26 protein-coding genes are annotated in these 23,784 nt (G+C 62.1%); 22 read left to right on the top strand and 4 right to left on the bottom strand.

Translation table 11 applies throughout. The annotated features are described in order from the left end of the window. Positions 1 to 67 precede the first annotated feature (67 nt). The 21 genes from EGM71_RS12675 (at position 68) to EGM71_RS12575 (ending at position 20,042) form a co-directional block, all read left to right on the top strand. Positions 68 to 325 (top strand): hypothetical protein, encoded by a 258-nt coding sequence (locus tag EGM71_RS12675; protein WP_188485208.1) that lies wholly within the window; start codon positions 68 to 70, stop codon positions 323 to 325. A 35-nt stretch (positions 326 to 360) separates the two neighbouring features. Continuing rightward, positions 361 to 2,040 (top strand): type IV secretory system conjugative DNA transfer family protein, encoded by a 1,680-nt coding sequence (locus EGM71_RS12670; protein WP_188485207.1) that lies wholly within the window; start codon positions 361 to 363, stop codon positions 2,038 to 2,040. Between the two features lie 431 nt (positions 2,041 to 2,471). Further along, positions 2,472 to 2,918, top strand: coding sequence for a hypothetical protein (locus EGM71_RS12665; protein WP_135967063.1), 447 nt, complete (start codon positions 2,472 to 2,474; stop codon positions 2,916 to 2,918). A gap of 89 nt (positions 2,919 to 3,007) precedes the next feature. Beyond that, positions 3,008 to 4,054 (top strand): virB8 family protein, encoded by a 1,047-nt coding sequence (locus EGM71_RS12660; RefSeq protein WP_135967033.1) that lies wholly within the window; start codon positions 3,008 to 3,010, stop codon positions 4,052 to 4,054. Continuing rightward, complete coding sequence (locus EGM71_RS12655; RefSeq protein WP_101765724.1) at positions 4,051 to 4,830, top strand: TrbG/VirB9 family P-type conjugative transfer protein; 780 nt, start codon at positions 4,051 to 4,053, stop codon at positions 4,828 to 4,830. Before EGM71_RS12660 ends, EGM71_RS12655 begins: the two co-directional genes overlap by 4 nt. After that, a complete protein-coding gene (locus EGM71_RS12650) occupies positions 4,827 to 6,080 on the top strand; it encodes a TrbI/VirB10 family protein (RefSeq protein ID WP_135967034.1) in 1,254 nt (417 codons plus the stop codon). The genes EGM71_RS12655 and EGM71_RS12650 overlap by 4 nt, the downstream gene beginning before the upstream one ends. A gap of 14 nt (positions 6,081 to 6,094) precedes the next feature. Beyond that, complete coding sequence (virB11, locus tag EGM71_RS12645) at positions 6,095 to 7,138, top strand: P-type DNA transfer ATPase VirB11 (protein ID WP_049444303.1); 1,044 nt, start codon at positions 6,095 to 6,097, stop codon at positions 7,136 to 7,138. Between the two features lie 3 nt (positions 7,139 to 7,141). After that, positions 7,142 to 8,125 (top strand): lytic transglycosylase domain-containing protein, encoded by a 984-nt coding sequence (locus tag EGM71_RS20995; protein WP_188485206.1) that lies wholly within the window; start codon positions 7,142 to 7,144, stop codon positions 8,123 to 8,125. Between the two features lie 73 nt (positions 8,126 to 8,198). Next, positions 8,199 to 8,606 (top strand): TrbC/VirB2 family protein, encoded by a 408-nt coding sequence (locus EGM71_RS12635; protein ID WP_049444299.1) that lies wholly within the window; start codon positions 8,199 to 8,201, stop codon positions 8,604 to 8,606. Beyond that, positions 8,599 to 8,907, top strand: coding sequence for a type IV secretion system protein VirB3 (locus EGM71_RS12630; protein WP_080347493.1), 309 nt, complete (start codon positions 8,599 to 8,601; stop codon positions 8,905 to 8,907). Before EGM71_RS12635 ends, EGM71_RS12630 begins: the two co-directional genes overlap by 8 nt. An 81-nt stretch (positions 8,908 to 8,988) precedes the next feature. Further along, on the top strand, positions 8,989 to 11,433 hold the full coding sequence (locus tag EGM71_RS12625) for a VirB4 family type IV secretion/conjugal transfer ATPase (protein ID WP_188485205.1): 2,445 nt from the start codon (positions 8,989 to 8,991) through the stop codon (positions 11,431 to 11,433). Further along, complete coding sequence (locus tag EGM71_RS12620; RefSeq protein ID WP_188485204.1) at positions 11,430 to 12,278, top strand: hypothetical protein; 849 nt, start codon at positions 11,430 to 11,432, stop codon at positions 12,276 to 12,278. Before EGM71_RS12625 ends, EGM71_RS12620 begins: the two co-directional genes overlap by 4 nt. A gap of 61 nt (positions 12,279 to 12,339) precedes the next feature. Continuing rightward, on the top strand, positions 12,340 to 13,485 hold the full coding sequence (locus EGM71_RS12615; protein ID WP_119006458.1) for a type IV secretion system protein: 1,146 nt from the start codon (positions 12,340 to 12,342) through the stop codon (positions 13,483 to 13,485). A 33-nt stretch (positions 13,486 to 13,518) separates the two neighbouring features. Continuing rightward, complete coding sequence (locus EGM71_RS12610; RefSeq protein ID WP_223224465.1) at positions 13,519 to 14,067, top strand: DUF4189 domain-containing protein; 549 nt, start codon at positions 13,519 to 13,521, stop codon at positions 14,065 to 14,067. Positions 14,068 to 14,109: 42 nt separating this feature from the next. Then, positions 14,110 to 14,268, top strand: a complete 159-nt coding sequence (locus tag EGM71_RS20840; protein WP_223224464.1) for a hypothetical protein — start codon at positions 14,110 to 14,112, stop codon at positions 14,266 to 14,268. Positions 14,269 to 14,705: 437 nt separating this feature from the next. Beyond that, positions 14,706 to 15,125 carry a DUF4189 domain-containing protein gene (locus EGM71_RS12600; RefSeq protein ID WP_317608629.1) on the top strand — a complete coding sequence of 140 codons (420 nt, stop codon included), beginning with the start codon at positions 14,706 to 14,708 and terminating at the stop codon, positions 15,123 to 15,125. Between the two features lie 506 nt (positions 15,126 to 15,631). Then, the gene (locus tag EGM71_RS12595) at positions 15,632 to 16,171 is read left to right on the top strand and encodes a DUF4189 domain-containing protein (RefSeq protein WP_188485203.1); all 540 of its coding nucleotides are present in this window, start codon (positions 15,632 to 15,634) and stop codon (positions 16,169 to 16,171) included. Between the two features lie 218 nt (positions 16,172 to 16,389). Continuing rightward, a complete protein-coding gene (locus EGM71_RS12590) occupies positions 16,390 to 16,713 on the top strand; it encodes a DUF4189 domain-containing protein (protein ID WP_188485202.1) in 324 nt (107 codons plus the stop codon). 360 nt (positions 16,714 to 17,073) lie between these two features. Beyond that, a complete protein-coding gene (locus EGM71_RS12585; protein ID WP_101765716.1) occupies positions 17,074 to 17,610 on the top strand; it encodes a hypothetical protein in 537 nt (178 codons plus the stop codon). Positions 17,611 to 17,667: 57 nt separating this feature from the next. Next, a complete protein-coding gene (locus EGM71_RS12580; protein ID WP_188485201.1) occupies positions 17,668 to 18,675 on the top strand; it encodes an XVIPCD domain-containing protein in 1,008 nt (335 codons plus the stop codon). A 98-nt stretch (positions 18,676 to 18,773) separates the two neighbouring features. Beyond that, positions 18,774 to 20,042, top strand: coding sequence for a hypothetical protein (locus EGM71_RS12575; RefSeq protein ID WP_430544063.1), 1,269 nt, complete (start codon positions 18,774 to 18,776; stop codon positions 20,040 to 20,042). Positions 20,043 to 20,095: 53 nt separating this feature from the next. On the opposite strand, the gene EGM71_RS12570 is transcribed toward EGM71_RS12575, so the two are convergent. Genes EGM71_RS12570 through EGM71_RS12560 form a run of 3 tightly spaced genes read right to left on the bottom strand, consistent with a single transcriptional unit; the run spans position 20,096 to position 22,774 of the window. After that, entirely contained in the window at positions 20,096 to 21,424 is a 1,329-nt protein-coding gene (locus tag EGM71_RS12570; RefSeq protein WP_188485199.1) for an XVIPCD domain-containing protein, read from the bottom strand. Then, positions 21,421 to 22,074, bottom strand: a complete 654-nt coding sequence (locus tag EGM71_RS12565; protein ID WP_188485198.1) for a hypothetical protein — start codon at positions 22,072 to 22,074, stop codon at positions 21,421 to 21,423. Before EGM71_RS12565 ends, EGM71_RS12570 begins: the two co-directional genes overlap by 4 nt. A 43-nt stretch (positions 22,075 to 22,117) precedes the next feature. Further along, a complete protein-coding gene (locus EGM71_RS12560; RefSeq protein WP_223224462.1) occupies positions 22,118 to 22,774 on the bottom strand; it encodes a hypothetical protein in 657 nt (218 codons plus the stop codon). Positions 22,775 to 23,035: 261 nt separating this feature from the next. Between EGM71_RS12560 and EGM71_RS12555 the strand changes: the two genes are divergently transcribed. Further along, the gene (locus tag EGM71_RS12555; RefSeq protein ID WP_188489838.1) at positions 23,036 to 23,542 is read left to right on the top strand and encodes a GNAT family N-acetyltransferase; all 507 of its coding nucleotides are present in this window, start codon (positions 23,036 to 23,038) and stop codon (positions 23,540 to 23,542) included. Positions 23,543 to 23,554: 12 nt separating this feature from the next. Here EGM71_RS12555 and EGM71_RS12550 read toward each other — a convergent pair whose 3' ends face one another. Continuing rightward, complete coding sequence (locus tag EGM71_RS12550; protein WP_164262744.1) at positions 23,555 to 23,761, bottom strand: hypothetical protein; 207 nt, start codon at positions 23,759 to 23,761, stop codon at positions 23,555 to 23,557. Positions 23,762 to 23,784 lie beyond the last annotated feature (23 nt).

Raw genomic sequence — 23,784 nt, 5'->3', positions numbered from 1 at the left:
TGACATGCCTGCGGGCATGATGGCGGAGCAGGGGGCTGTGGCGTTGCTCAAACAAGGAGGCGGATCGATGCAGGAGTTCAGGCACGTGCTGGAGGTGCGCGGGCGTTATCAGCTGGTAGCGGTGTCCTACGCGCCGGTGTACGCTCCGGGCGATGTGGTCGGCCATGCGGTCGTCGCCGACGATGGGGATCGTCTGACCGACCTGATATCACTGGCCGAAGCGCGCCAACGCTTGCTGCAACTGGTGCGTGAGGAGGGCGAGGAGCCCGGGCTGGAGAACGAGAACCACCTGCGGAAGAAGGCGTCGCGCTGGCGCCACCGCTAGGCCGTCGCGCCGCGTGCGCATCATGGAGGATTCGGGTGTTGCCCAGTAAGAAGTATCTGCTCATCGCCATCATCACGGTGGCGACCCTGCTGCTTGGTTTCGTGTTTTCCGGCTATCTGACCCTGCTGTTCCTGGGGCTGGACACCAAGCTGTTCACCTGGAATACGTACTACCAGTATTTCCACGCCATCGGCCAACCGCAGGTTGCGCCCTTCGTGGGCAAGATCAAATGGGCCGGCTACGTGGGCTTCGGCCTGCCCCTGCTGGTGCTGATGGTGACCGGCCTGGTGCTGCTGCTGAAGAAGGACAAGCGCTCGCTGCACGGCGACGCGCGCTTCGCCACCGGCGCCGACCTGGCCAAGCACGGCATGTTCAAGAAGACCGGCCAGAGCATCGTGGTCGGCAGCCATGGCGGAAAGCTGGTGCGCCTGGATGGGCAGCAGTTCGTGATCCTGGCCGCGCCGACCCGCTCGGGCAAGGGCGTGGGCGTGGTCATCCCGAACCTGCTGGAGTACGGCGAATCACTGGTGGTGCTGGACATCAAGCAGGAGAACTTCGACCTGACCAGCGGCTGGCGCGCCAGCCAGGGCCAGGAGATCTACCTGTTCAATCCCTTCGCCGAGGATCGGCGCACGCACCGCTGGAACCCGCTCAGCTACGTCTCCGACGATCCGGCCTTCCGCGTCTCGGACCTGATGAGCATTGCTGCGATGCTGTATCCGGACGGGGCCGAGGACCAGAAATTCTGGGTCAGCCAGGCACGCAACGCGTTCATGGCCTTCACCCTGTACCTGTTCGAGAACTGGGACGATGAGCGCAGCAGCGGCTTCCCGGGCGGCTCGGGCACGCCGACGCTCGGTGCGGTGTACCGGTTGTCCTCCGGCGACGGCAGCGAGCTGAAGAAGTACCTCAAGACCCTGTCGGAGCGGCCGTTCCTCAGTGCCAACGCACGTTCGGCGTTCGCCAACATGCTGTCGCAGGCCGATGAGACCTTCGCCTCGATCCTGGGCACCTTCAAGGAGCCGCTGAACCCCTGGATCAATCCGGTGCTGGACAAGGCCACCAGCTGCAACGACTTCCTGCTGACCGACGTCCGCAAGAAGAAGATGACCATCTACATCGGCATCCAGCCGAACAAGTTGGCCGAGAGCCGCCTGATCATCAACCTGTTCTTCAGCCAGCTGATCAACCTCAACACCAAGGAACTGCCCAAGTCCAACCCGGACCTGAAGTACCAGTGCCTGCTGCTGATGGACGAATTCACCTCGATCGGCAAGGTCGAGATCATCGCCTCGGCAGTGTCCTACATGGCCGGCTACAACATCCGCCTGCTGCCGATCATCCAGAGCATGTCGCAGCTCGACGCCACCTATGGCCGTGAAGTCTCGCGCACGATCATCACAAACCACGCCCTGCAGATCCTGTACGCGCCGCGTGAACAGCAGGATGCCAACGACTACTCGGACATGCTGGGCTACACGACGGTGCGCAAGAAGAACGTCACCCATGCCCGCGAGAAGACCCACAACTTCACCGAGGAACGGCGCGCGTTGATGCTGCCGCAGGAGCTGAAGGCGATGGGGCCGGACATGGAGGTCTTCTTGTACGAAGGCATACCGCATCCGGTGAAGTGCGACAAGATCCGCTACTACAAGGACCGCTACTTCACTTCAAGGCTGCTGCCGAAGGTGGACGTTCCGATGCTCAAAGTCTGAATTCATAGATGTAAAAGTGTGAACTGAGTTCGCATTCAGCGACGTGAATTGGTGAGCGTCGTCAAAAAAATAGCACGGAGAGATAGATTTTCAGGTTTTCCTGACATGGAATTGACGCGTGGTTGTGCGACCCTATGATTGAGATCCGGAAATATGTGCTGGGTGTCAAAGTTTCAGCAGTAGGGTGGCCAGGAGTTTGTGCCATGGAAACAAGGATGGTTTCGACGTTGGTAAGGGTGTGCAGGTGCGTGGCGGATGTTGTCCGTCGTTCGGCCTGCAACCTGGTTGGCAGCCGCAAGGCTGCAGGGGAGCCGGGGCAGGTGTGCTGCAAGCCAGCGCGTCTCCCCGTTTCCGGTGTGCGCCATGCAGCGCCGGACGACCAGGGATCCAACGCTCGGAACTGCTTTTTCGTACGTCAAAGTGAAGCCCGTATGAATCAGGCGTTTATCGCAAAAATGTCCATCGCCGCAGTGGCGGCGCTGATGGTGGCAGGTTGTGCCACCAAGTCCGCTCCCGATTTCGGAGGCCGTTGGAAGCCGGTCAACCGCTTTGCCGCGGCGACGACCGAAATCCCGCTGTACTCCAGCTACGTCTACCAGGCCTCGCCGATGGATGGCACGCTCAAAGCCATGCTCGAGCGCTGGGCCAAGGATTCCGGACGCACGCTGGACTACCGCCTCAGCTCGGACTTCACCCTGTTCGGCGCGGTCTCGAACATCGACACCACCAATGCACAGCAGGCCGTGATCGATCTGACCGCAGCCTATGCGGCGCAGGGCATCTCCGTCTCCATCGTTGGCAACCAGATCGTTGTGCAGAGCGCAGGCTCGACGCCGACCGCGTCGGCGCCGGGCGCTGATTCCAGCAGCGGCACCTGAGTCCACCTCGAAATCATCGAACGTGCCGCTCCCCGCGCCCGTCGCAGGGGTGCCACGCCCATTGATGTTTCAGCAGTACGGAAGAATCCATGTTCCGCAAGAAGGATCCCGGCAATAGTCCCAAGGTCGAGCAGTCGGTCGCCAAGGCGGTCAGCTACGAGATCACCGTGGCCGACATGGCACGCCGCAGCGAGCGACGTGCGTGGTGGGTGGCTACAGGCTCATTGCTGATGTCGCTTGCCCTGGCGGGCGGCTATTACTACATGCTGCCGCTGAAGGAGAAGGTGCCGTTCCTGGTGATGGCCGATGCCTACACCGGCACCGCGACCGTCGCGCGCCTGAGTGGCACCTTCCAGGGTGAGACGATCACCACCAACGAAGCGATCAATCGCAGCAACGTCGCCCAGTACGTGCTCGCGCGCGAATCGTACGACTCGGCGGTGATGGGCCTGCGCGACTGGGAACTGGTGTTCGTGATGTCCACCGATCCGGTGGCGCAGTCCATGCGCGTGCGCTATGCCGGCAACAATCCGCAGAACCCGTTCGTGATGTATGGCCGCGAGCGCGCCATTCGGGTCAAGATCCTCAGCATCACGCCGCTGGGCGCCGAACCGAACGGCAGCTTCCGCGGCGCTTCGGTGCGCATCCAGCGCAGCCTGCTGGACAAGCGCACTGGCGTCGCCACCTACCTGGACAACCAGCTGGTGACGATGCGCTTCGGCTACAACCAGAACCTGGCGCTGTCCGAACAGGATCGCATCCTCAACCCGCTGGCGTTCCAGGTCACCGAATACCGTGTCGACAACGACTACTCGCGTGGCGTGCCGGTACCGGATGACGGTGCCATGCAGGCGCAGGCGCAGCAGGCCGCGCAGCAGGCGCAGGGCGTCTACGATCCGAACAATCCGGCCGCGGCCACGATGATCGATCCAGCCACTGGCCAACCGGTCGCGGCTCCGGTCAACGGCCAGGTGCCGGGCCAGCCGATGCCGGGCCAGCCGGTGCAGGGTCAACCCATGCCCGGTCAGCCGGTGCAGGGGCAAGCAATGCCGGGGCAGGTCATGCCCGGACAGCCGGCCATGAGGCCGGCGCAGAACAATTCCACCGGAACTGCTGATGGAGCAAGCAACCGATGAGTAGTCGAAATATCAGGGGAAGCGCGCTGGCGCTGCTGTCAATGTTGTCGTTGCTGTTCTCAGCAGCGGCGATGGCGCAGGCGGTTGACCATTACGAGTACGAGAAGGACCGTATCTATCCGGTTCGCACCGGCCTGGGCCTGACCACCCAGATCGAGTTGAGCCCGAACGAGAAGATCCTCGACTACAGCACCGGCTTCAGCAGCGGCTGGGAGCTGACCCGCCGCGAGAACGTGTTCTACATCAAGCCGAAGAACGTCGACGTCGACACCAACATGATGGTGCGCACCGAGACCCATTCCTACATCTTCGAGCTGAAGGTGGTGGCCACCGACTGGCGCCAGCTGGAACAGGCCCGTCGTGCAGGCGTGCAGTACAAGATCGCCTTCGTCTATCCGAACGACACCGTGTTCGGCGTCGCCCAGGAGGCGGTCGAGGAAGAGGCCAAGCCGTTGTTGAGCTCTGAGCTGGCCAAGGACCGCCAGTACAACTTCAACTACTCCTATTCGACCAGCAAGGCGAAAAAGATGGGGTGGCTGATCCCGGTCAACGCCTATGACGATGGTCGTTTCACCTACCTGAAACTGCCGAATTCGCCGGAGTACAAGACCGGCATCTTCCCGGCGGTGTTCGGTCGCGAAACGGAATACGGTGAAGACTTCGTGGTCAACACCACGGTTGAAGGCAATACGCTGATCGTGCACGGGACGCACCCGTACCTGGTCATCCGCCACGGCGACTTCGTCGTCGGCCTGCGAAGGAACGTGAAGAAATGAGCCAGCAGAACACTCCCGGAAACGACCCGAACAACGGACGCGACGAGAGCCAGAGCCCGTACGGCGCACAGGGTGCCCCGGACGCGCAGTCGAATCCGTACTTCGGCACGACCCAGGCCGAGCCTGCGCCGGATCTGGATGCGGCCGCACCGCAGCTGCGCTCGGCCGAAGAGCAGCGGCTGAACCGTAAGGCGCTGCTGTTCCTCGGCGGCATCGTGCTGCTGCTGGTGGCCATGGGCTTCCTGCTGTTCCGCAAGGGCCAGGAGGGTGATGACGCCGCGCAGAAGGTGCCGGATGTCGCACGTGCCAGCACGCCGACACTGCCGGACGTTGCGCCGCCTCCGCAGGCGCCGCCGACTGCCGCCGAACCGATTCCGATGCTTCCGCCGATGTCGCAGGACGAAGGTCCGAAGCTGGTGCCCATCGCGTCCCGGCCGGAAGCCATGGAACCCCGTGGACCGACGCTGGTCGAGCGCCGGATGGCTGGCGTGGATGATGCCGCGCTTGCGGCAGGCAATCGCGCGCAACCGCAGCGTAGTGCGATCGACGAGCAGACCCGTCAGGCGCTGCTTGCGAACATGATGCCCAACCAGCAGGGGCAGCAGAAGATCCGCCGTGGGCCGGACGTGGAAGACGTCTCCAGTGCCACCTACATCCAGAGCCCCGATGCGCTGCTGGTGCGTGGCACCTACCTGCGTTGCGTGCTGGAAACCCGCATCATCACCGATCTCGCCGGCTATACCTCGTGCCTGCTGACCGAGCCGGTGTACTCGATCAATGGTCGCAACCTGCTGCTGCCGAAGGGCTCCAAGATCTATGGCGCTTACGGCGGCGGTCCGATGGGCAAGCGCGTGGAAGTGATCTGGGATCGCATCACCACCCCCAATGGCATCGATGTTGCGATGTCCAGCCCGGGCGTGGATCAGCTGGGTGGCGCCGGTCATCCGGGCCAGTACAGCGCGCACTGGGGCAGTCGTATCGCCTCGGCGCTGATGATCAGCCTGATTTCCGATGCCTTCAAGTACGCAGCCGCCGAACACGGTCCGGAGACGACCACCATCGCCAACAACGGCATGACGGTGCAGTCGCCCTATGAGAGTGCTACCGCGCGCACGATGGAGCGCCTGGCCAACGAGGCACTCAGCAGCAACCGCCGTCCGCCGACCGTCACCATCAACCAGGGCACGATCGTGAACGTCTACGTTGCCAAGGACGTCGACTTCACCAACGTGCTCCACCCCCGCCGGTAACCCAACGAACGATCATGGACGCCGAAGTGTCACCCCTCGCCCTCGTCTCCAGCGATTTCCTGCGCTATCAGTACGAAGTGCTGGGCATCGCCGAGTACATGACGTCCCCGGAAGTGACGGAAATCTGCATCAACCGTCCCGGTGAGCTGTACCTGGAAACCCGGGCGGGGTGGCAGCGGGTAGACGTGCCGAGCCTGACCTTCGAGCGGGCCCGGCAGTTCTGCACGGCGGTGGTGAACGAGAGCAACACCGGCCAGCGCATCACCGATGCCGATCCGGTCGTGTCGCTCACGTTCCCCACCGGCCAGCGTGCGCAGTTCGTGATTCCGCCCGCATGTGACGCTGGCAAGGTGTCGATCACCATCCGACTGCCGTCCAAGCACACCAAGTCGCTCAGCCAGTATCACGAAGACGGCTTCTTCAATCAGATCCTGGAAAGCGATGGCAGCATCAGCGAGCAGGATCGCGAACTGCTGGAGCTGCGCCATTCGCGCGAGTACGCCGAGTTCTTCCGGCGTGCGGTGATGTACCGCAAGAACATCGTGGTATCCGGTGCGACCGGTAGCGGCAAGACCACCTTCATGAAAGCGCTGGTCAATCATATCCCGGACAGCGAGCGCCTGGTCACGATCGAGGACGCGCGCGAACTGTTTCTGACCCAACCCAATGTCGTGCACCTGCTGTATTCCAAGGGTGGACAAAGCACCAGCAATGTCAGCGCCAAGAGCTGCATGGAAGCGTGCCTGCGCATGAAGCCCGAACGCATCATCCTGGCCGAGCTGCGAGGTGATGAAGCGTTCTACTTCATCCGCAACTGCGCATCGGGACACCCGGGTTCGATCACCAGTTGCCACGCAGGCAGCCCGGAGCAGACCTGGGACCAGCTGGCATTGATGGTGAAGGCCTCGACCGAAGGTTCGGGTCTTGAATTCAACGTGATCAAGCGACTGTTGATGATGACCATCGACATCGTCGTGCATATCAAGGCGCATGCCGGTTCGCGCTACATCACCGGCATCGACTTCAATCCTGGGCGTGCCCAGGGGCAGGAGGGCTGAAGGATGCTGCCAGGACTGGAAATGATGGCGTGCCCGGAGATGGCCGTCTCGATGGATGTGATGCAGCACGTCATCAACGTCGAATCGTCGCGCAATCCCTACGCCATCGGCGTGGTCGGCGGCGCACTGGTGCGCCAGCCCAAAGCGCTCGACGAAGCGCTGGCGACGGTGCGCATGCTGGAAGAGAAGGGCTACAACTTCTCCATCGGGCTGGCCCAGGTCAATCGCTACAACCTGGGCAAGTACGGCCTGGATTCCTACGAGAAGGCCTTCCAGCAGTGCCCGAACCTGCAGGCGGGTTCGCGCATCCTCGCCGAGTGCTACAAGCGCTCCGGTGGTGACTGGGGCAAGTCGTTCAGCTGCTACTACTCGGGCAATTTCGAGACCGGCTTCCGTCACGGCTACGTGCAGAAAGTCTATGACTCGATGCGCCGCGGGCAGCAGCTTGCCAGCAATGGTGTTGCGCCGATCGACGTGGTGAGTCGCGGCGAACGCCGCAGCGTGAAGGTCGAGCATCATCCGCAGCTGGCCTCTCCGGCGCAGGCCCGCATCGTTGCGCAGTCCAATGGCCCGGTGTACGTGCCGTCGGAAGACCCGGCACGCGCGTATGTCGTGTATCCCTCCACCGGTGCGATGGCGCGGGGCAGCCTGCTGAACATCGCCGACCAGGCGCTGTCCAAGGTAGTGCTGGGTTCGGTGGACCGGATGATGCAGCCGCAGGCGCAGCCCACCCAAGGGGCCGCCTATCCGCAGCAACAGGCCGGTGGCATGCCGCAGCAGCTGCCTCAGCAGGGTGCCGCGCAGGCGATGGCCATGCCACAGCAGTTGCCAGGCGCTGCCGGCGCCGGCAATGAGGGGCCCGTGATGCTGCGGCCCTGGAGCGAGCGCAACCAGCCTGTCGCCGGTGGCGACAATTCATTCAACGCACCGGTGCAGGCTGCGCCGGTGCAGCAGATTCCCGCAGGGGATGCGGCCTTCGTGTTCTGACGAAGTCGTGGTGCGGCCAGTCCCCCGGCTGGTCGATTCAGTTGTGTTAGTCCATCAACAAGGAAATCAATCCATGAAGCGATCCAATCTCGACCTCGTCCAGGCCCAGCGCACGCTGAAGACCCTGCTGATGGCCACGATCTTCGTTGGCGCACTGTTCGCCCCGCAGGTGTTCGCCACCGGCACCGACTTCGGCGGCACCGACAAGAAGGTCTGCGGTTTCTTCTCCAACATCAACGGCCTGCTGAACATGGCCTCGATCGCCGTCGTGACCATCGCGGTGATCTTCGCCGGCTACCAGATCGCCTTCGCGCACAAGCGCATCGGTGACGTCGCGCCGATCCTGATCGGTGGCGTGCTGATCGGTGCCGCTGGCCAGATCGCGCGCATGCTGCTGGGCGAGGGCAGCGACGGCAAGTGCACCGGCGGTAGCACGACGTACTACCTGATCAACAACGCGATCCAGTACTACAGTGCATAAGAACGTCCTGTTCCGCGGTTGCACGCGCCCGGCGATGTTCCTGGGCGTGCCCTACCTGCCATTTTTCATGGTGGCAGGCGGGCTGTTGCTCCTCAGCGTGTACACGAACTTCTGGTTCCTGCTCACCATTCCGGTGGCGATCTTCATCATGCGGCACATGGCCAAGCGTGACGAAATGATCTTCCGGCTGCTGGGCCTGCGCCTGATGTTCAAGCTGAAGGTGCGCAACGTGCCGGAACACGATGGCATGTGGGTGTTCAACCCCAATCACTATCGCAACAAGCCGGCCCGAATGGATTGAGGTCCGGATCCGGCCTGGCGGGCGTTCGCGCCTGCCAGGTCTCTTGAAACTCCTTGGCAGTACCTCTTTGGAAGCAGTCGTATGTTCAGCCCTGACACCTCCATCAGTGAGTTCATCCCGTTGTCGTCGCATGTCGCCCCGAACGTGGTCAAGACCACGGGCGGCGACTACCTGCTGACCTGGCATCTGGAAGGGCTGCCGTTCGTCGGCCGTGAGGAATGGGAGCTCGAGCACCGCCACAACACGTTCAACCGCCTGCTGCAGACGCTGCGCGCGCCGGACTTCGTCAACGTCGCTTTCTGGGTGCACGACATCCGTCGCCGCCGCACGCTGAAGGGCAAGAGCAACTACAGGCAGCGCTTCAACCAGGACGTGTCCGACCAGTACATGGGCATGCTGTCCTCGCAGCGCATCATGCAGAACGAGCTGTACCTGACCATGATCTACCGCCCGGTGGTGGCGGGTAAGCGCTTTGTCGAAAAGTCGGCGAACGTAGACAAGCTGCGCGCCGAGCAGGAGCAGGCGGTCGAGAAGCTGATGGAACTGGCCGGCAACGTCGAGGCCGTGATCCGCGACTACGCGCCGTATCGCCTGGGCATGTACGAAGCCAAGAACGGCGTAGTGTTCTCGGAAACGCTGGAGCTGTTCGGCTACCTGATCAATCGCATCGACGAGCCGGTGCCGGTGCTGTCGGCACCGATCAAGGATTACCTGCCTGTCAGCCGCCACATGTTCTCGGCGAAGACCGGCGATTTCGCGATCAATACCCCCAATGGTGCCAATCACTACGGCGCCATCCTGAACATCAAGGAGTATGCCGAGGGGACTTACCCGGGCATCCTCAACGGTCTGAAGTACCTGGACTACGAATACGTCATCACCCATTCGTTCAGCCCGATGGGGCGTCAGGACGCGCTGAAGGTGCTCGACCGTACCAAGGGCATGATGATCTCCTCCGGCGACAAGGCGGTCAGCCAGATCGTCGAGCTCGACCAGGCCATGGATCAGCTGTCGTCGGGCAACTTCGTGCTGGGTGAATACCACTTCATCATGGCGGTCTACGGCGACACGCAGGCCAAGCTTTCGCAGAATGTCGCCTCGACCCGTGCCGAGCTGTCCAACGCCGGTTTTGTGTCGACCAAGGAAGACCTCGCGGTTACCTCGTCGTTCTATTCGCAGCTGCCGGGCAACTGGCGCTATCGCACACGCCTGGCCAATGTCAGCTCGCTGAATTTCCTGGGCCTGTCGCCGCTGCACAACTTCGCCACCGGCAAGCAGCACAACAATCCGTGGGGTGACTGCGTCACCACGCTGCAGACCACCAATGGCCAGCCGTACTACTTCAATTTCCACGCGACCCACCCGTCGGAAAACTCGCTGGGTGAGAAGGCGATCGCCAACACCATGGTGATCGGCAAGTCCGGTACCGGTAAGACCGCGCTGATCAACTTCCTGCTCAGCCAGGTGCAGAAGTACGAGCCGTCGCCGACCATCTTCTTCTTCGACAAGGATCGCGGCGCGGAGATCTTCGTGCGTGCCTGCGGGGGCAACTATCTGGCCCTGGAGAACGGCGCGCCGACCGGCTTCAACCCGTTCCAGTGCGAGAACAACGAAGCCAACGTGCAGTTCCTGGCCGACCTGATCAAGGTCCTGGCCGGCAAGCGTGAGTACAGCGCCCGCGAGGAAGAAGATATCTATCGCGCGGTGGAAAGCATGCTCGATACGCCGATGCATCTGCGCAGCATGACCAATTTCCAGAAGAGCCTGCCCAACATGGGTGACGATGGCCTCTACGCGCGCATGCGGCGCTGGACCTCGGGCAATTCGCTGGGCTGGGTATTTGACAATCCGATCGATACCGTTGACCTGAGCAAGGCCAACATCATCGGTTTCGATTACACCGACATCATCGACAACCCAGAAGTGCGCGTGCCGGTCATCAATTACCTGCTGCACCGCCTGGAGTCGTTGATCGACGGCCGTCCGCTCATCTACGTAATGGACGAGTTCTGGAAGATCCTGGATGGCGAGGGTGGCTTGAAGGAATTCGCGAAGAACAAGCAGAAGACCATCCGTAAGCAGAATGGTCTCGGCATCTTCGCAACGCAGAGCCCGGAAGATGCACTGAAGAGTGATATCTCCGCCGCCCTGATCGAGCAGACCGCCACGCTGATCCTGCTGCCGAACCCGAATGCCAGCAAGAGCGATTACATGGATGGCCTGAAGCTGACGGAGGCCGAGTTCAGGGTGGTTACTGCCCTGGACGAACGCTCGCGCTGCTTCCTGGTCAAGCAGGGCCATGCCTCCAGCGTCTGCCAGCTCAACCTGCGTGGCATGGACGACATCCTGTCGGTGATCTCGGCCTCGACCGACAACATCGACATCATGCACCGGGTGTTGCAGACCGCCGCAGTCCGCAACCGGATCACCGTGGACGAGCTGACGCCGGAGCAGTGGCTGGAAGACTTCTACAAGAACCGAAAGGGTTCGGGAAAGTCAACGAACAACAGTGAGGTGGCGGCATGAGTGCTGCCGACGGTGTGAAAAGCGTGAATTCCTTGAATTCCATGGAGAAGAACATGGCCGCCATTCGTATCAAAAAATCATCGGGTGCCACCAACCGCGTCAGGAACACGATGCTGGCGCTGTCACTGGCCGGAATGATGGCTGTTCCGGTTCAGGCCTACACACTTCCAGTTGTCGAGATCGGTATGAATCTCTTCAACGGCACGATGACCGAAGTCAATACGCTTGCGTCGCAGGCCGAGGCGCTTGCCGAGTACGGCACCCAGGCTCAGCGATTCATCGAGACGACGCAGAACTGGGCGCAGAAGCTGGCAAAGTTCAATCAGATCATTGCGAGCCCACTCATGCCAACTGGGGTGACGCTGAAGCCGGTTCCGCTTGAGTGGAATGTCGCCGAGCGCTGTGGCGCCGGCAATATCATGAGTCTGAGCGGTATCCTCACTGCGTTGGACTTGAGCCCGGGTGGGGACATCGTAGCCCAGCAGCGCAACATCTGCGCTGCAATCCAGGTCATGGAGAATCAGAAGTACAACGAGACCGTGGAAGTTGTGCAGAAGACGATGCCCGACATGCGCAGGGTGCTGGACAGGATCAAGGATATCCGTGATCTGTGGAGCGGCGAGGGTGCGATGGCAGAGGCCTCCGCGAATGCAGTCGTTTCTGATGCCTATATGCAGGCAGATTTTGCGACCTGGGAAAAGAAGACTGAAGGGTATGACAAGCAGATTCAGGCGCTGACCAAGATGCAGCAGATTCTTGCGCAGCGCGCATTGAAGGGTACCGGCCAGTCACCTCTCGGTACCGTAGTGAAGGCCGCGGCACTGAAGGCAGCGCTCTCCAACTGATTAGACGCTGCTCCGGTCGAGCTGCAATCAAATTCTAGGTGAAGTTATGGATCTTGGGCTGATGGATGGCATCTTGGGGCAAGGCCCCCTGCACATGCTGCAGAATCTGCACGCGTCATCCTCAATTGGGGACTTTGTGTTCTTCCGGCTTATCCTCGATTACCTGCATAAGGAAATCGCGGAGTACGGCGTCAAGCTGCTTGGACGCATGATGGCGTGGGTCGGTGGCATTGCACTGACTCTCATGACGCTCTGGGTGCTGATTCAGGGTTTCCGGATCGCCACCGGTCGCAGCCGCGATTCGATGATGGTGCTCGTGACCAACATGGCCAAGGCTGCGCTGATCGTGTCGGTTGCCACGACCATGGGTATGTTCGGTCGCGAGATGCATGGCTTTCTCATCAATGACGTGAAGAACGAGATCACTTACGTCGTGACCGGGAAGAAGGACTCACCGGAGGATCTGATCGATGAGAACCTGGGGTACATGCAGCTGGCGCTATCCAGCGTTGACGCGCTGGACGTGATGAGTGACGTGACGCTGGACAACGCGAAGACCCGTGCCATGTGGTTCATTGGCATGGGCACGGGTGGTCCGGCAGTCACGGCTGGCTCAATGCTTCTGCTGTACGAGGTCGCGCTGGCCTTGTTCATCGGCCTGGGGCCACTGTTCATCCTGTGCTTGCTGTTTGACCAGACCAAGCAGCTGTTCCAGAAGTGGCTGCTCTACGGCATAGGCACGATGTTCTCCATGGCGGTTCTGGCAGCCATGACCGGCATTGCGATGAAAATGGTGTCCAAGGTTGCGTTCGCCTTTTGGGGAAGCACGTTGACGGGTACGCTGATGGGTGAGAATTTCAGCGAAGGTATGTCGAGCATGGCGCTGCAGCAAGGCGGCATGGGCCTGATCCTGACCACTCTGATCCTGACTGCGCCCCCAATGGCGGCGATGTTCTTCCAGGGAACATTGGGCAGCTTCATGGCATATTCGCAGATAGGCGGTAGTGCGGTGCCGGCATCGCCGGGCCCGAATGGTCAGCCGCCGGGTTCGACGGGCGGGCAGAGCTATAAACCGAGTTCGCCTTCTGTGACGCAAGCTGATGCTGGTGGTGTGGGGCAGGTGGTCAGTCCACGATTGCATGGCGCAGGCGATTCGGTGCCGTCAGCCTCTGGTCTTAGGGGGAATGCGAATTCCGGTGCCGTCTAGCTGGTCCAATGAGAAGGGAGTGAGAACAGTTTTATGAATGGAGCAAAGCAATGGGTGATTCTTCTCTTCTTTCTTCTCGTCTCATTGACCGAAGTTGCGTTCGCTGAAGGCAATTGTCCGCCAGGGTACTACCCAATTGGAGGTCAGGGCGCCCGAGGTTGTGCTCCCATTCCAAGTGGCGCACCGAGTAGCACATCGAGTGGCGGGATTTCCGAATTGCCCGCAAACTCTCCTACTGGGCGATGGACCAAGACATGGGGGGCGATTGCTGAATCGAAAGCAACTCAGGACGCGGGCACCTCTGTCGGTAAGCGATCCAAGGGGGAGGCTTCTCGTGAGGCAATCTCAAAATGCAGATCAGCTGGTGCTGCTGATTGTTCGGTTAGCTTCACGTATCAAAATCAGTGTGTCTCTTGGGTCATTCCAAGGGGGCGTTCTGGCGCGGGCCGTGCTGGGATTGGAGCTGGTCCCACGCCCGAAAGGGCCAAATTCAACGCGCAAGCCATGTGCAAAAATGATCAGCCGGGATATTGCGAAGAGATCTATTCGGACTGCAGTAAGCCGATATTTGATGAATTCTAAGTTGCAGGCTTATGTCGAGCCCTGATATTTCGGTTCATTGATGTGACCGGCATCGCGATGAGGATGGTGTCCAAGGTTGCGTTCGCCTTTTGGGGGAGCACGTTGACGGGTACGCTGATGGGTGAGAATTTCTGCGAAGGTATGTCGGGCATGGCACTGCAGCAAGGCGGCATGGGCTTGATCCTGATCACGCTGATCTGACTGTGCCCCATCGGCGGCGATGTTCTTCTAGGGAACATTGGGCAGCTTCATGGCATATCCGCAGATAGGCGGTAGTACAGTGCCAGCATCGCCGGGCCCGAATGGTCAGCCGCCGGGTTCGACGGGCTGCGGGCAATACAAGCCGAACGCACCGGCGACTCACGAATCTCAACCGATGGGTGTAGGCTCTGCAGTCACTCCGAGATTGCAGGGTGCCTTTGACTCTCCGCCACCATCGTCTGGGCTTAGAGGAAATGCGAATGGCTGCGCTGCATAGCGAGTTCGATATGCATGATAAAGATCGAGGTGGCGGGCGATGAAAATTCTTGTATCGCAAGCGATTCTCGCCAGTTCTTTGATCTTGGGCGTAGCGTATCAATCCTTTGCCGAAGGTAATTGCCCTCCTGGTTACTACCCGATTGGGGGGCAAGGGGCACGTGGGTGTGCGCCGATACCCGGGGCCGCCAGTGGAGGTGGTACCACAGCGGAGATTCAGCTTGCCAGTCCTACTGGCAAGTGGGTGCGAACCTGGGGGGGCGATAGCGTCTTCCAAGAACAGTCAAGATGCAGGAGTGTCGACGGGAAAGAGAGTCAAGGAGCTGGCAGAGCAAGAGGCTCTTTCCAAGTGTGCATCGGGAGGCGCGCGTGACTGCAAGGTCGATTTGGCCTACTTCAATCAGTGCGCTTCTTGGGTCGTTCCAAGTGGGCGTTCTGGGGGCGGGCAGTCGGGCGTGGGCGGTGGGCCCACGCCGGAGCGAGCGCTATTTGCGGCCCAGTTAATGTGCAAGAATGATCAGCCAGGAAAATGTGTGGAGTTCTATGCCAACTGCACGAAACCGATTTTTGAGGAGTTCTAGTTCTCTTCAATAGTTAATTGATAGCCTTGGAGATTGCAACGCCGAATAGCCGCTGGTGGGCGCTATTAGCGATTCGCCTTCTACGAGCGATAGGACGCGAGGGGCGCCACGTGGGGTGCTGTACCGCGTTAGGACTCAAGCGGCAGCGCCGTGTGTGCGTCATCGGGCGACTGGAGTTGCCAGCGTCTTTGGGTTCAATTGGGGGCATTCAGGTCCTCTGATTCGGAGCCAAATTCGTGCGGTGGGTGCTTTTAGTGCTCACATCATGGGTGTCGAATCTCTGCGGCAGGCGCGATTGTAAGTAGTAATTTCCCATTTGGCGGGCGAAGAATCGCTATGGCGGGCTAAGGGGTTTTAATATGTGTTCCAGGGCTCGCTATGCGCTCTGATGGAGCGCAATGTAAAGTGGCCTGCTCCGTTTGTTCTAAGCCGATCTATGAGATGGAGGAAATGTCAATCGCGGTACCGTCTGGCTGGTCCAGTGAGAAGGGAGTGAGAACAGTTTTATGAATGGAGCAAAGCGGTGGGTTATTCTTTTCTTCTTTCTTCTCTTCTTGTTGACCGAAGTTGCGTTCGCTGAAGGCAATTGTCCGCCAGGGTATTACCCGATTGGAGGTCAGGGCGCGCACGGATGTGCGCCGATTCCGGGAGGTGCCGCTGGAAGCGCTGCCCCCTCTGAGATCCGTCTCGCAACTCCGACTGGCAAATGGACCAAGACCTGGGGGGCAATTGCGGAGTCGAAGAGCACTCAGGATGCCGGGGTTTCAACAGGATTGCGATCCAAGAATGAGGCCGAGCGCGAAGCAGTTTCAAAGTGTGGGGCTTCAGGTGCCCGAGACTGCACAGTCAGCATGAGCTATTTCAATCAGTGTATTTCCTGGGTCATTCCAAGTGGGCGATCCGGTGCCGGGCGTGCGGGACTTGGGACAGGGGCTACCCCCGAGTTGGCGCATGTCGCGTCGGAAGCAATGTGCCGCAATGATCGCGCAGGACGATGTGAAGTGTTCTATTCGAACTGTACCAAGCCATTGTTTGATGAATTTTGACCAAGGGCGTGCGGCAAGGAATATCAGAGCAATGGCATACCAGGAGACGCGCGCGCCGGTCGAGTCAATGCGTTGCCTGAGTGCCCCAAGCGGTCAGCCGAGCACGAATCTCCCGAGCATGGCAGCGGTCCTGCATCGGCAGTCGCCAGACAGGCTGCGCGCCTGATTGCACGAGTGGCCTCAGCCAGACGCCGCACCGCAAAGAAAAGAACAGTCGCATGGTGGCCAATATCGCCCACTCTTGGAGCGCGATCGCCGCTGGCAGTGTGCCGAAGGGCTCCGCGATCCATTTGGGGTTGAACGAGCGTGATGCACGTGACACCGCGGTCAGTCAGTGCGGAGCAGGTGACTGCAAAGTGGTGGCTGCTGTCACGCTTGGCCAGTGCGCCGCAGTGGTCCGTGCCCGCAGTAGTGGCAGTGACGTTGAGCAGACCTATTCTGCAGTGGCCGGGACACTGCCCGAGGCGGAGGAAAAGGCAGTGGGGGAATGTATCGATGCCGATGCGAAAGCCTGTTCTCTGCTACTCAACAACTGCACGTGAGGCTACGGGCGATTTGGGGGCGTTGCGCCGCCTTCGACCGTCTTGCTTCGTGGATGCAGCCCCGAATTTTGTGACTGGTAGCGCCATTTCAAGCTTTCGATCTTCGACGCAAGCGACCTCCTCGCGCTAAGCTCTCTTGGCGTCAGAAAAATGACGCTTCGGCGCTACCGATTGCAGGAGCTTTCCCGTCCATGAGGACCCTGTCCCCCCGCTCAATGGGTGACGCTTGCCACCGTCGCTGCCACGGTGCTCCCGGAGCTATCATCCGCATCTGCAGGGTGACTGGCGCGACTGGGCAACGCCACTATGCCTGCCTACGACGCGAGCATCGGCGAGACGATATTGAAGGAGTGGGAGGGGATGGAAGACAGGGCTGGCGCACACATGGACGATGCCCTGGCATTTGTTCCGTCCGGTGCGAACCTGCTGGAAGCCGTCAGGGGCGAGCTCAACGGCGATGGCATCGAGTATCAGCTGCTGGTCATCGATCAGCCGACGCCGGAAGGGCTGGTGCCTGGCCAGCACGGACCCAACCGGGTGCTGCTGTTGCTGCGCGGTGACGGGCGCGGGCGCTGGCAGCTGGCTGCGCGCAACGACAAGCTGGTGCCGTGTTCCACCCGAGGTGGCCTGGCCGGCGATCCTTTTGCGTATGCAATGGTCGAGGAAGGCACCTTCAGCGTGATCACCAACGGCGGTAGCCGCGAGCGCTGGAGCAGCACCTACCGGTTCCGCTATGCGCCCGCGGACAAGGCCTGCTGGGTGGACGGGGTGAGATGCAAGGTCGTGGATATCGAGACCGAAGCGACCAATGTCCGTGATTACTCGGTGGCGGAGCTGGGCAGGGTGCGGTTCGAGGACTTCGACCCGTCCAGTGTCGCCGAGGTGTCGCTTCCATGAGCAAAGCTCCAACCGGCGGAAGGGAATCCGCGCTGATGAAGATTCAGGAGTTGCACCGTGTCGCAGGATAGAGAGTCGCAGCTGTTGCGGCAGGCCACGGAGGCCGGCATGACCTCGTCCCGGGAACTGGCCAACTTCATGGCGCAGGCCGGGCACGAGTCCCGTGGCCTGAGCCGGCTCAATGAAAGTTTCAACTTCACCCGGGGTATCTCGCAGATCCCGGTGGAAGCGGCGTGGCGCAATGGCAATGGTGCGCTTGAGAGCGCCCGCCAGGAGGCGCTGCGAGGGCGGCCGGAGAATCTGGCCGAACTGATGTATGGCGGCCGCATGGGCAACGATGCGCCCGGTGATGCGCTGAAGTATCACGGCCGTGGCTATCTGCCGCTGGTCGGCAAGGAGAATTACGAGCGTGCCGGCAAGGCGCTGGATCTGGACCTGGTGAATCAGCCGGAACTGGCCGCACAGCCCGAGCACGCAGGCCGTATTGCGGTCTGGCAGTGGCAGACGCGGGTACCGGAGGCGGCGCGCGAGGATGTGCGCGAAGCGACGCGTGCGATCAACGGCGGCCTGAACGGGATCGAGGCCCGCCAGCAGCGGTTCGATGTGTGGCAGCAGAAGTTGACGCCAGACGTGATGGCGCGGCTGGAGCGGGGCGAAGTCGGGGCGCCGGCCCAGCAGGCCACTGTGCGCGACATGTCGCAGCCGGGTGAGCCAGGACACGGCCTGTTCCAAGGGGCGCGCCAGCACCTGCAGCAGATGGGACCGCAGAGCGGATTGCGCAGTGGGCAGGAACTGGACAATGCTGCCGGCGCGTTGGCGCTGAGCGCGCAGAAGGCCGGGATGTCGCGTATCGATCATCTGCTGGCCGGCAATGATGGCCGCACGCTCTTTGCGGTGCAGGGCGCGCTGGGCGATCCGGCCATGTTGCGCGCATCGGTCGATCGCGAACAGGCGGCGCAGCAGCCGCTGGCGCAGAGCAGCCAGCAGTTGGCTGCCACCGTCGCCCAGCAGGACCCGGCGGCTGCGCTCGCCCGCGAGCAGGAGCAGCGTTCGCGATCCCTGTAGCACCTGACGCCGGCGGGCGGGCTGCCCGCTGGCGATCTACGTACGACGCGTGGCGCCCCCGTGGCGCCGACATGGAAACCCACTTGTAAGGACACCACATGCGAATCGTTCACTCGAATGCCCGGCACGCCGCTGCCCGCTGCAATGCATCCGTGCGCCGCCTGCCGCCGCTCTGGCTGCTGTCACTTGGACTTGCCGCAGCGTCGGCACAGGCTCAGGAGGCAGCGGCACCTGTCGCGGAGACGCCCCCCGCTGCCGAGGCGACCGTTGACGCGCCTGCAGGGGCGGCGCCCGTTGCAGCGCCCGTGGCGACCGATGCCGTTGTCGCGGCACCGGCTTCCGATGTACCCGCTGCCGCGCCAGCCCCTGCAACAACCGTGGTGGACGCACAACCGGAGCCCGCTGCAAACCCGACGCCCCCGCCCGCGACGGCTGCAGGGACGGCCCCTGTAGCTGCACCGCCTGCTGCCGTCGAGCCAGCCGCTCCGGCGGTAGCGCCCGCACATCCCGCCTTGGCCATCGTGCCGTTGCCGCCCGAGCAGGCGACCGAGCGTGCGCTTGGTGCCCGCTGCCCGGTGGATCTGGCCGGGCGCCTGGCGGCCCAGGGCGACCTGCTGATCGGCGCCTGCCAGGGCACGATGCCGGCGCATCTGGCTGCGATGCTGGTCGCGCTGCCCGAGCAGGACATCCACCTGCCGCGCAGCTGGCGCGAGCGAGAGGTACAGCAGAAGGCCTGGTTCAAGGCCGTGCCGGGCTACGGCCAGCGCCCGGACTTCATCGTGCGGATGGGCGACATCTGGGTGCGCTCACTGGAAGGGCGCGACGCCGACAGCACGTTCTATCTGGTGTCAGCGCCGTTCACCTGCAGCGACCGGGTCGCCAACCGCGAGGAGTACGGCGCGGAGCCGGTACGTGTGCCAGCGGGTGATTGCCGCGAGGCTTATGTAGCCCAGCGTGTGTACCAGGTCCGCGGGGATGCGGCGCCGAGGGATGTGACCGCCGAAGCCATGCCGGCCATGCCCCCGGTCACGGAAGCCGACCGTGCGCGCCAGCTGTCGCGCCAGGGCCGGATCAGCCTGGACCACAGCAAGTTGCAGTACGGTCCGGCCATGCGCTGGTTCGTGCAGTACCCGGAGTCGGCGCAGAAGGGCGGTCCGCGCGCCTACAGTGACTGGAACCGCGAGCACATCGCGTTCGTGGTCTGGACCGGTGATCGCTTCGAGCTGCGCGAGAAGGTGGTGCGTGCGCAGTGGCCCTGCGATCCGGTGGCACCGGGCGATCGCGCCTGTGGTGGATTCCCGGATTCCGGGCCGGATCTGTTCGTGACGGCCGGAGCATCACTGCCGGTGGCAGCCTCCAGCCCCTGAACCAGAGTGTCGATGTGCAGCGGGAGCCGGGATAGCCGGCTCCCGCGCGGTCATCAGGCCTGCAGGCTGCGGGTCTGATTCTGCTGCTGTTCCAGCTGTTGGTCGCGCTCCAGCACAAGGCGCTGGCCTGCGGCCTGCTGGTCGATGCGCTGGCTGCTCTGTTCCAGCGGCGTGTTCATTGCCACCGCCGTATCCACCGACACGCGCAGGTGCGCCGGGTCGCCGCCCTGGCCCTGCACGGCGAAGCTGCGCGAGGCATCGGCATTCATCACCACGTCGTCGATGCGCTTACCGCCTGCCGCGTGCATTTCGGCAGCCAGGCTGCCTGCCAGCTGCGTGCTCATCACGTCCGGCACGCGTCCGACGCGCACGTCCTGCGCGTGCACGCCGCGGATCGCATCGTTGAACAAGGGATTGCCAAGATGGTTGGCATCGTCCATGCGCAGCATGCTGGTGTGATGGCCGTTCTTTTCCGCTTCGCGACGTGCGGGCTCACCGGGCTGCAGCGGGCCGCGGATATGGTCGTACAGATCGACGGCGCCGCCCGGGATGCCGCGTGCCGCGCGGGTGACACCGCGACGCAGTGATTCGACGTCATCGCGGTACTCTTCGATCATCTTGGCGTTGTCTTTTGCCAGCTTCTGCGTTTCCGGGTGTTGCAGCACCGAGCCGTCGCCGAGGAAGTTGCCCAGCTTGTGCGCGCCGAACGAGCTGCCTGCTGCGACGAGCGGGCTGTCCGGGATGAGGGCGCGCATCGGGTGATTGCTGAAGCCGTTTGCGGCGAGTGTCTTGATCTCATCCGGCTTGGCATAGATGCGCACCTGGCCGAAGTGCGGCGAGGCGGAGCTGACCGGATCGGAGGCCATGACGTGGTTGATCATGGTGTTGCCGCCTTCCGGGATGCGGTAGCTGAGGCTGACCGCGCCATAGGCGTTGAAGGTCTCGCCCTTGACGTTGAAGTGGTGCGAGGTGATCTGCGCCAGGGCGCCGCCGAGGGAGTGGCCGGTGACGGTGACCTGGGGGGCATGTCCGCCATTCAAGCGTCCCTGCAATGCGGCAGTTTCGAGTGTTCTCTGTGTCAACGCGATCGCATCCGGCGCTTGCACATTGGTCCGCGCAACCACCATGCCGCCATCGGTCAGGATCGCATCACGAGCGATCTGCTCGGTGCCGCGATGGGCAATGACGATCTCTTTGCTGTCTACGCGCTGATAGACGGTACCTTGATAGCCGTTGAGACGATTGTTGACATGCTCAAGTATCTTGTACTCATGGCCGTTTAACGTGACCTTCTCTTCCTGGCCTGGTTCACGTCGGCCGACGGCCCGATCCTTGTAGGCGTCATCAGATAACGCGGCGTAATCCTGGGAGGTGACGGTCACGGCGCCACCTCACTTGCGGAGAGGGTGATCGTAAACAGCTTGTCCTGAAGATCGGGGGCGTAATTGCTGCGATCGGGCTCGCCGCTGGCGGGGAAATTCGGAACGCGATCTGCCTTCGGATAGACCAGAACAGGATAATAGAGCGTATGCGCGCCACCTTCGGTCAGCGGCTTGGCGTCAACGAAGGTGAGGAAGCGGGTCTCTTCTTCAGCGCCCGTTGCCTTCAGCATTGCCCCGGCACCGGTGAACTCCCACTTGCACACGCCACGACCGTAGTAGTCTTCATCCAACATGCGGTCCACATACAACGTGCCCCGGTACTCGCCATCAGCGACCTTGCGCAGTTCCACCGGTTCCTGGCTGGTAATGCGAGCAGCCGTGCCGGTGGCCGGCTCGATGTGGCCGCACTGGTCTTCGTTGGTGACGTCGTACTGCGCGACACCTTCGACCACCGCGAAGTCGCCCGGGGCATCCTTCAGGCGCAGCACCAGTTCATAGGCCTTGCGCGGGCTGGGGTTGAGCTTTGCGAGCCCGCGCCCACCCTGGGCGACATCGGCTTCAGCAGCGGCACGTTCCTGGTTCATGGCGGTCTCCGGGTGGCAGGCGGTCAACAGAAGCAGAGCAAGGCACGGAATCATCTTGTGGCGCAATGTCGGCCTCCTTGGGGATAGAGGTAAATGTGACACTGGCAGTTCATGGCGCGAGCTTCTGCACAGTGGTGGTGGTCGAGAACAGCGCGTCGCGCAGCTCTTCTTTGTACGCTGACGGATCTTCCTTGCCACTTGCAGGATAGTTGGCAGCAAGTTCGGCGCGAGGATAGGCAGCCTTCGGATAGTAGAGAGTAAATGGCGATTCGGCGTTCATGCGTTCCTTTCTGAAATACGTCAGGAATCGCGTATCCGCCTTGGCGGTCGTGGCGCGCAGCATCGTGCCAACACCCGTCAGCGACCAATGGCAGACGCCACGACCGTAGTAGTCCTCGTCCTGCATACGGTCGAGGTAGAACGTGCCGCGATACTCGTTCTCGCCGATCTTGCGCAGCGTGACGGGCTCTTGGCTGGTGATGCGGCCCGCAGTGCCTGTCGCGGATAAGAGCCGCCCACAATCTGCGTGGTTGCTGGCGTCATACTGGGCCACGCCCTCAACAATCGCGAACGGGCCCGGTGCGTTCTTCAGTGTCAGCACCAGCTCATAGGCCTGCTTCGGGGCCGGGTTGAGCTTGGCCAGGCCGCGTCCACCCGCGTCGACGTCACGCTCGGCATCGGCGTACGGCGAGCACGCCGCCAGCGGGAGGAGGGCGAGCAATGCCAGCAACGGCCTTCCCCTGTGCGCGCGGTGTGCTACACCCATGGCCCGATCCTGCATCGTGCGTCCATGTCCATATATCCTTCCTGGGTGGCAGGTTTCTCGATTATGGAACGTGCCGGGAGCCCTGTGCCACCCCTCGAGACGGATTTTTGACGCACCCAGGGCGCGCCGCGCCGGCAGATCGCTTGCCGCACAGGGCATCCCATCGTCGCGTTGGCTCTGCTGCCGGACGCAGGTTCGTAGCTGAATCCGTGACGGAAATCGATCATTCACATGTCCATCACTTCATCAAAGGCGTTCTCCTTGAACTGCACGATCCGCCCCGAAACCCGCGAAGACCACGCGGTCATCCACGCACTCACCGCGGCGGCCTTCCGCGAAGCCCCGCACAGCAGCCACACCGAGCAGTTCATCGTCGACGCGCTGCGTGCACGCGGAGAGCTGAGCATTTCGCTGGTCGCCGAGCGGCAAGGGCAGGTGGTCGGCCACATCGCCCTGTCGCCGATGACGGTCAGCGATGGCAGTACGGGCTGGTTCGGTCTCGGCCCCATCTCGGTGCTGCCCGAATGGCAGGGGCAGGGCATTGGCGCGGCGCTGATGCACGCGGCGCTCGACGCATTGCGTGGGCAGGACGCGCACGGCTGTGTATTGCTGGGGGAGCCGGCGTATTACGGGCGGTTCGGGTTCCGCGCCGAGCCGGGCCTGGTGCTGCCGGGTGTTCCGCCAGAGTACTTCCAGGCGCTGTGCCTGCGTCCGCCGATGGCGCAGGGCGAGGTGAGCTACTCCACGGCCTTTGAAGCCAGCGCCTGAGTGTCTGGGAGGTCAGGGCGCACGCCAGACGGTAGGCTCGGGTTGCGGCTTGGGAATGCGGTAGCCGCCGATGTGTTCAAGCAGTTCATTGGTGCGACGCTGCTCGGCCAGCAGCTCGCGCAGCAGATTGCGCACCGCGAAGATCGCGAACGGCACCAGGATCCATACCAGGCTTATTCCCAGCGCGAACAGGGTCAACAGGACTCTGCCACCGTCCATGCACGGCACTCCTCTCCGAAAGC

Source organism: Stenotrophomonas maltophilia, assembly GCF_006970445.1.
Classification (GTDB): Bacteria; Pseudomonadota; Gammaproteobacteria; order Xanthomonadales; family Xanthomonadaceae; genus Stenotrophomonas; species Stenotrophomonas maltophilia_AU.
The sequence above is the reverse complement of the archived record's forward strand: the minus strand, read 5'-3'. Positions and strand labels throughout refer to the sequence as shown.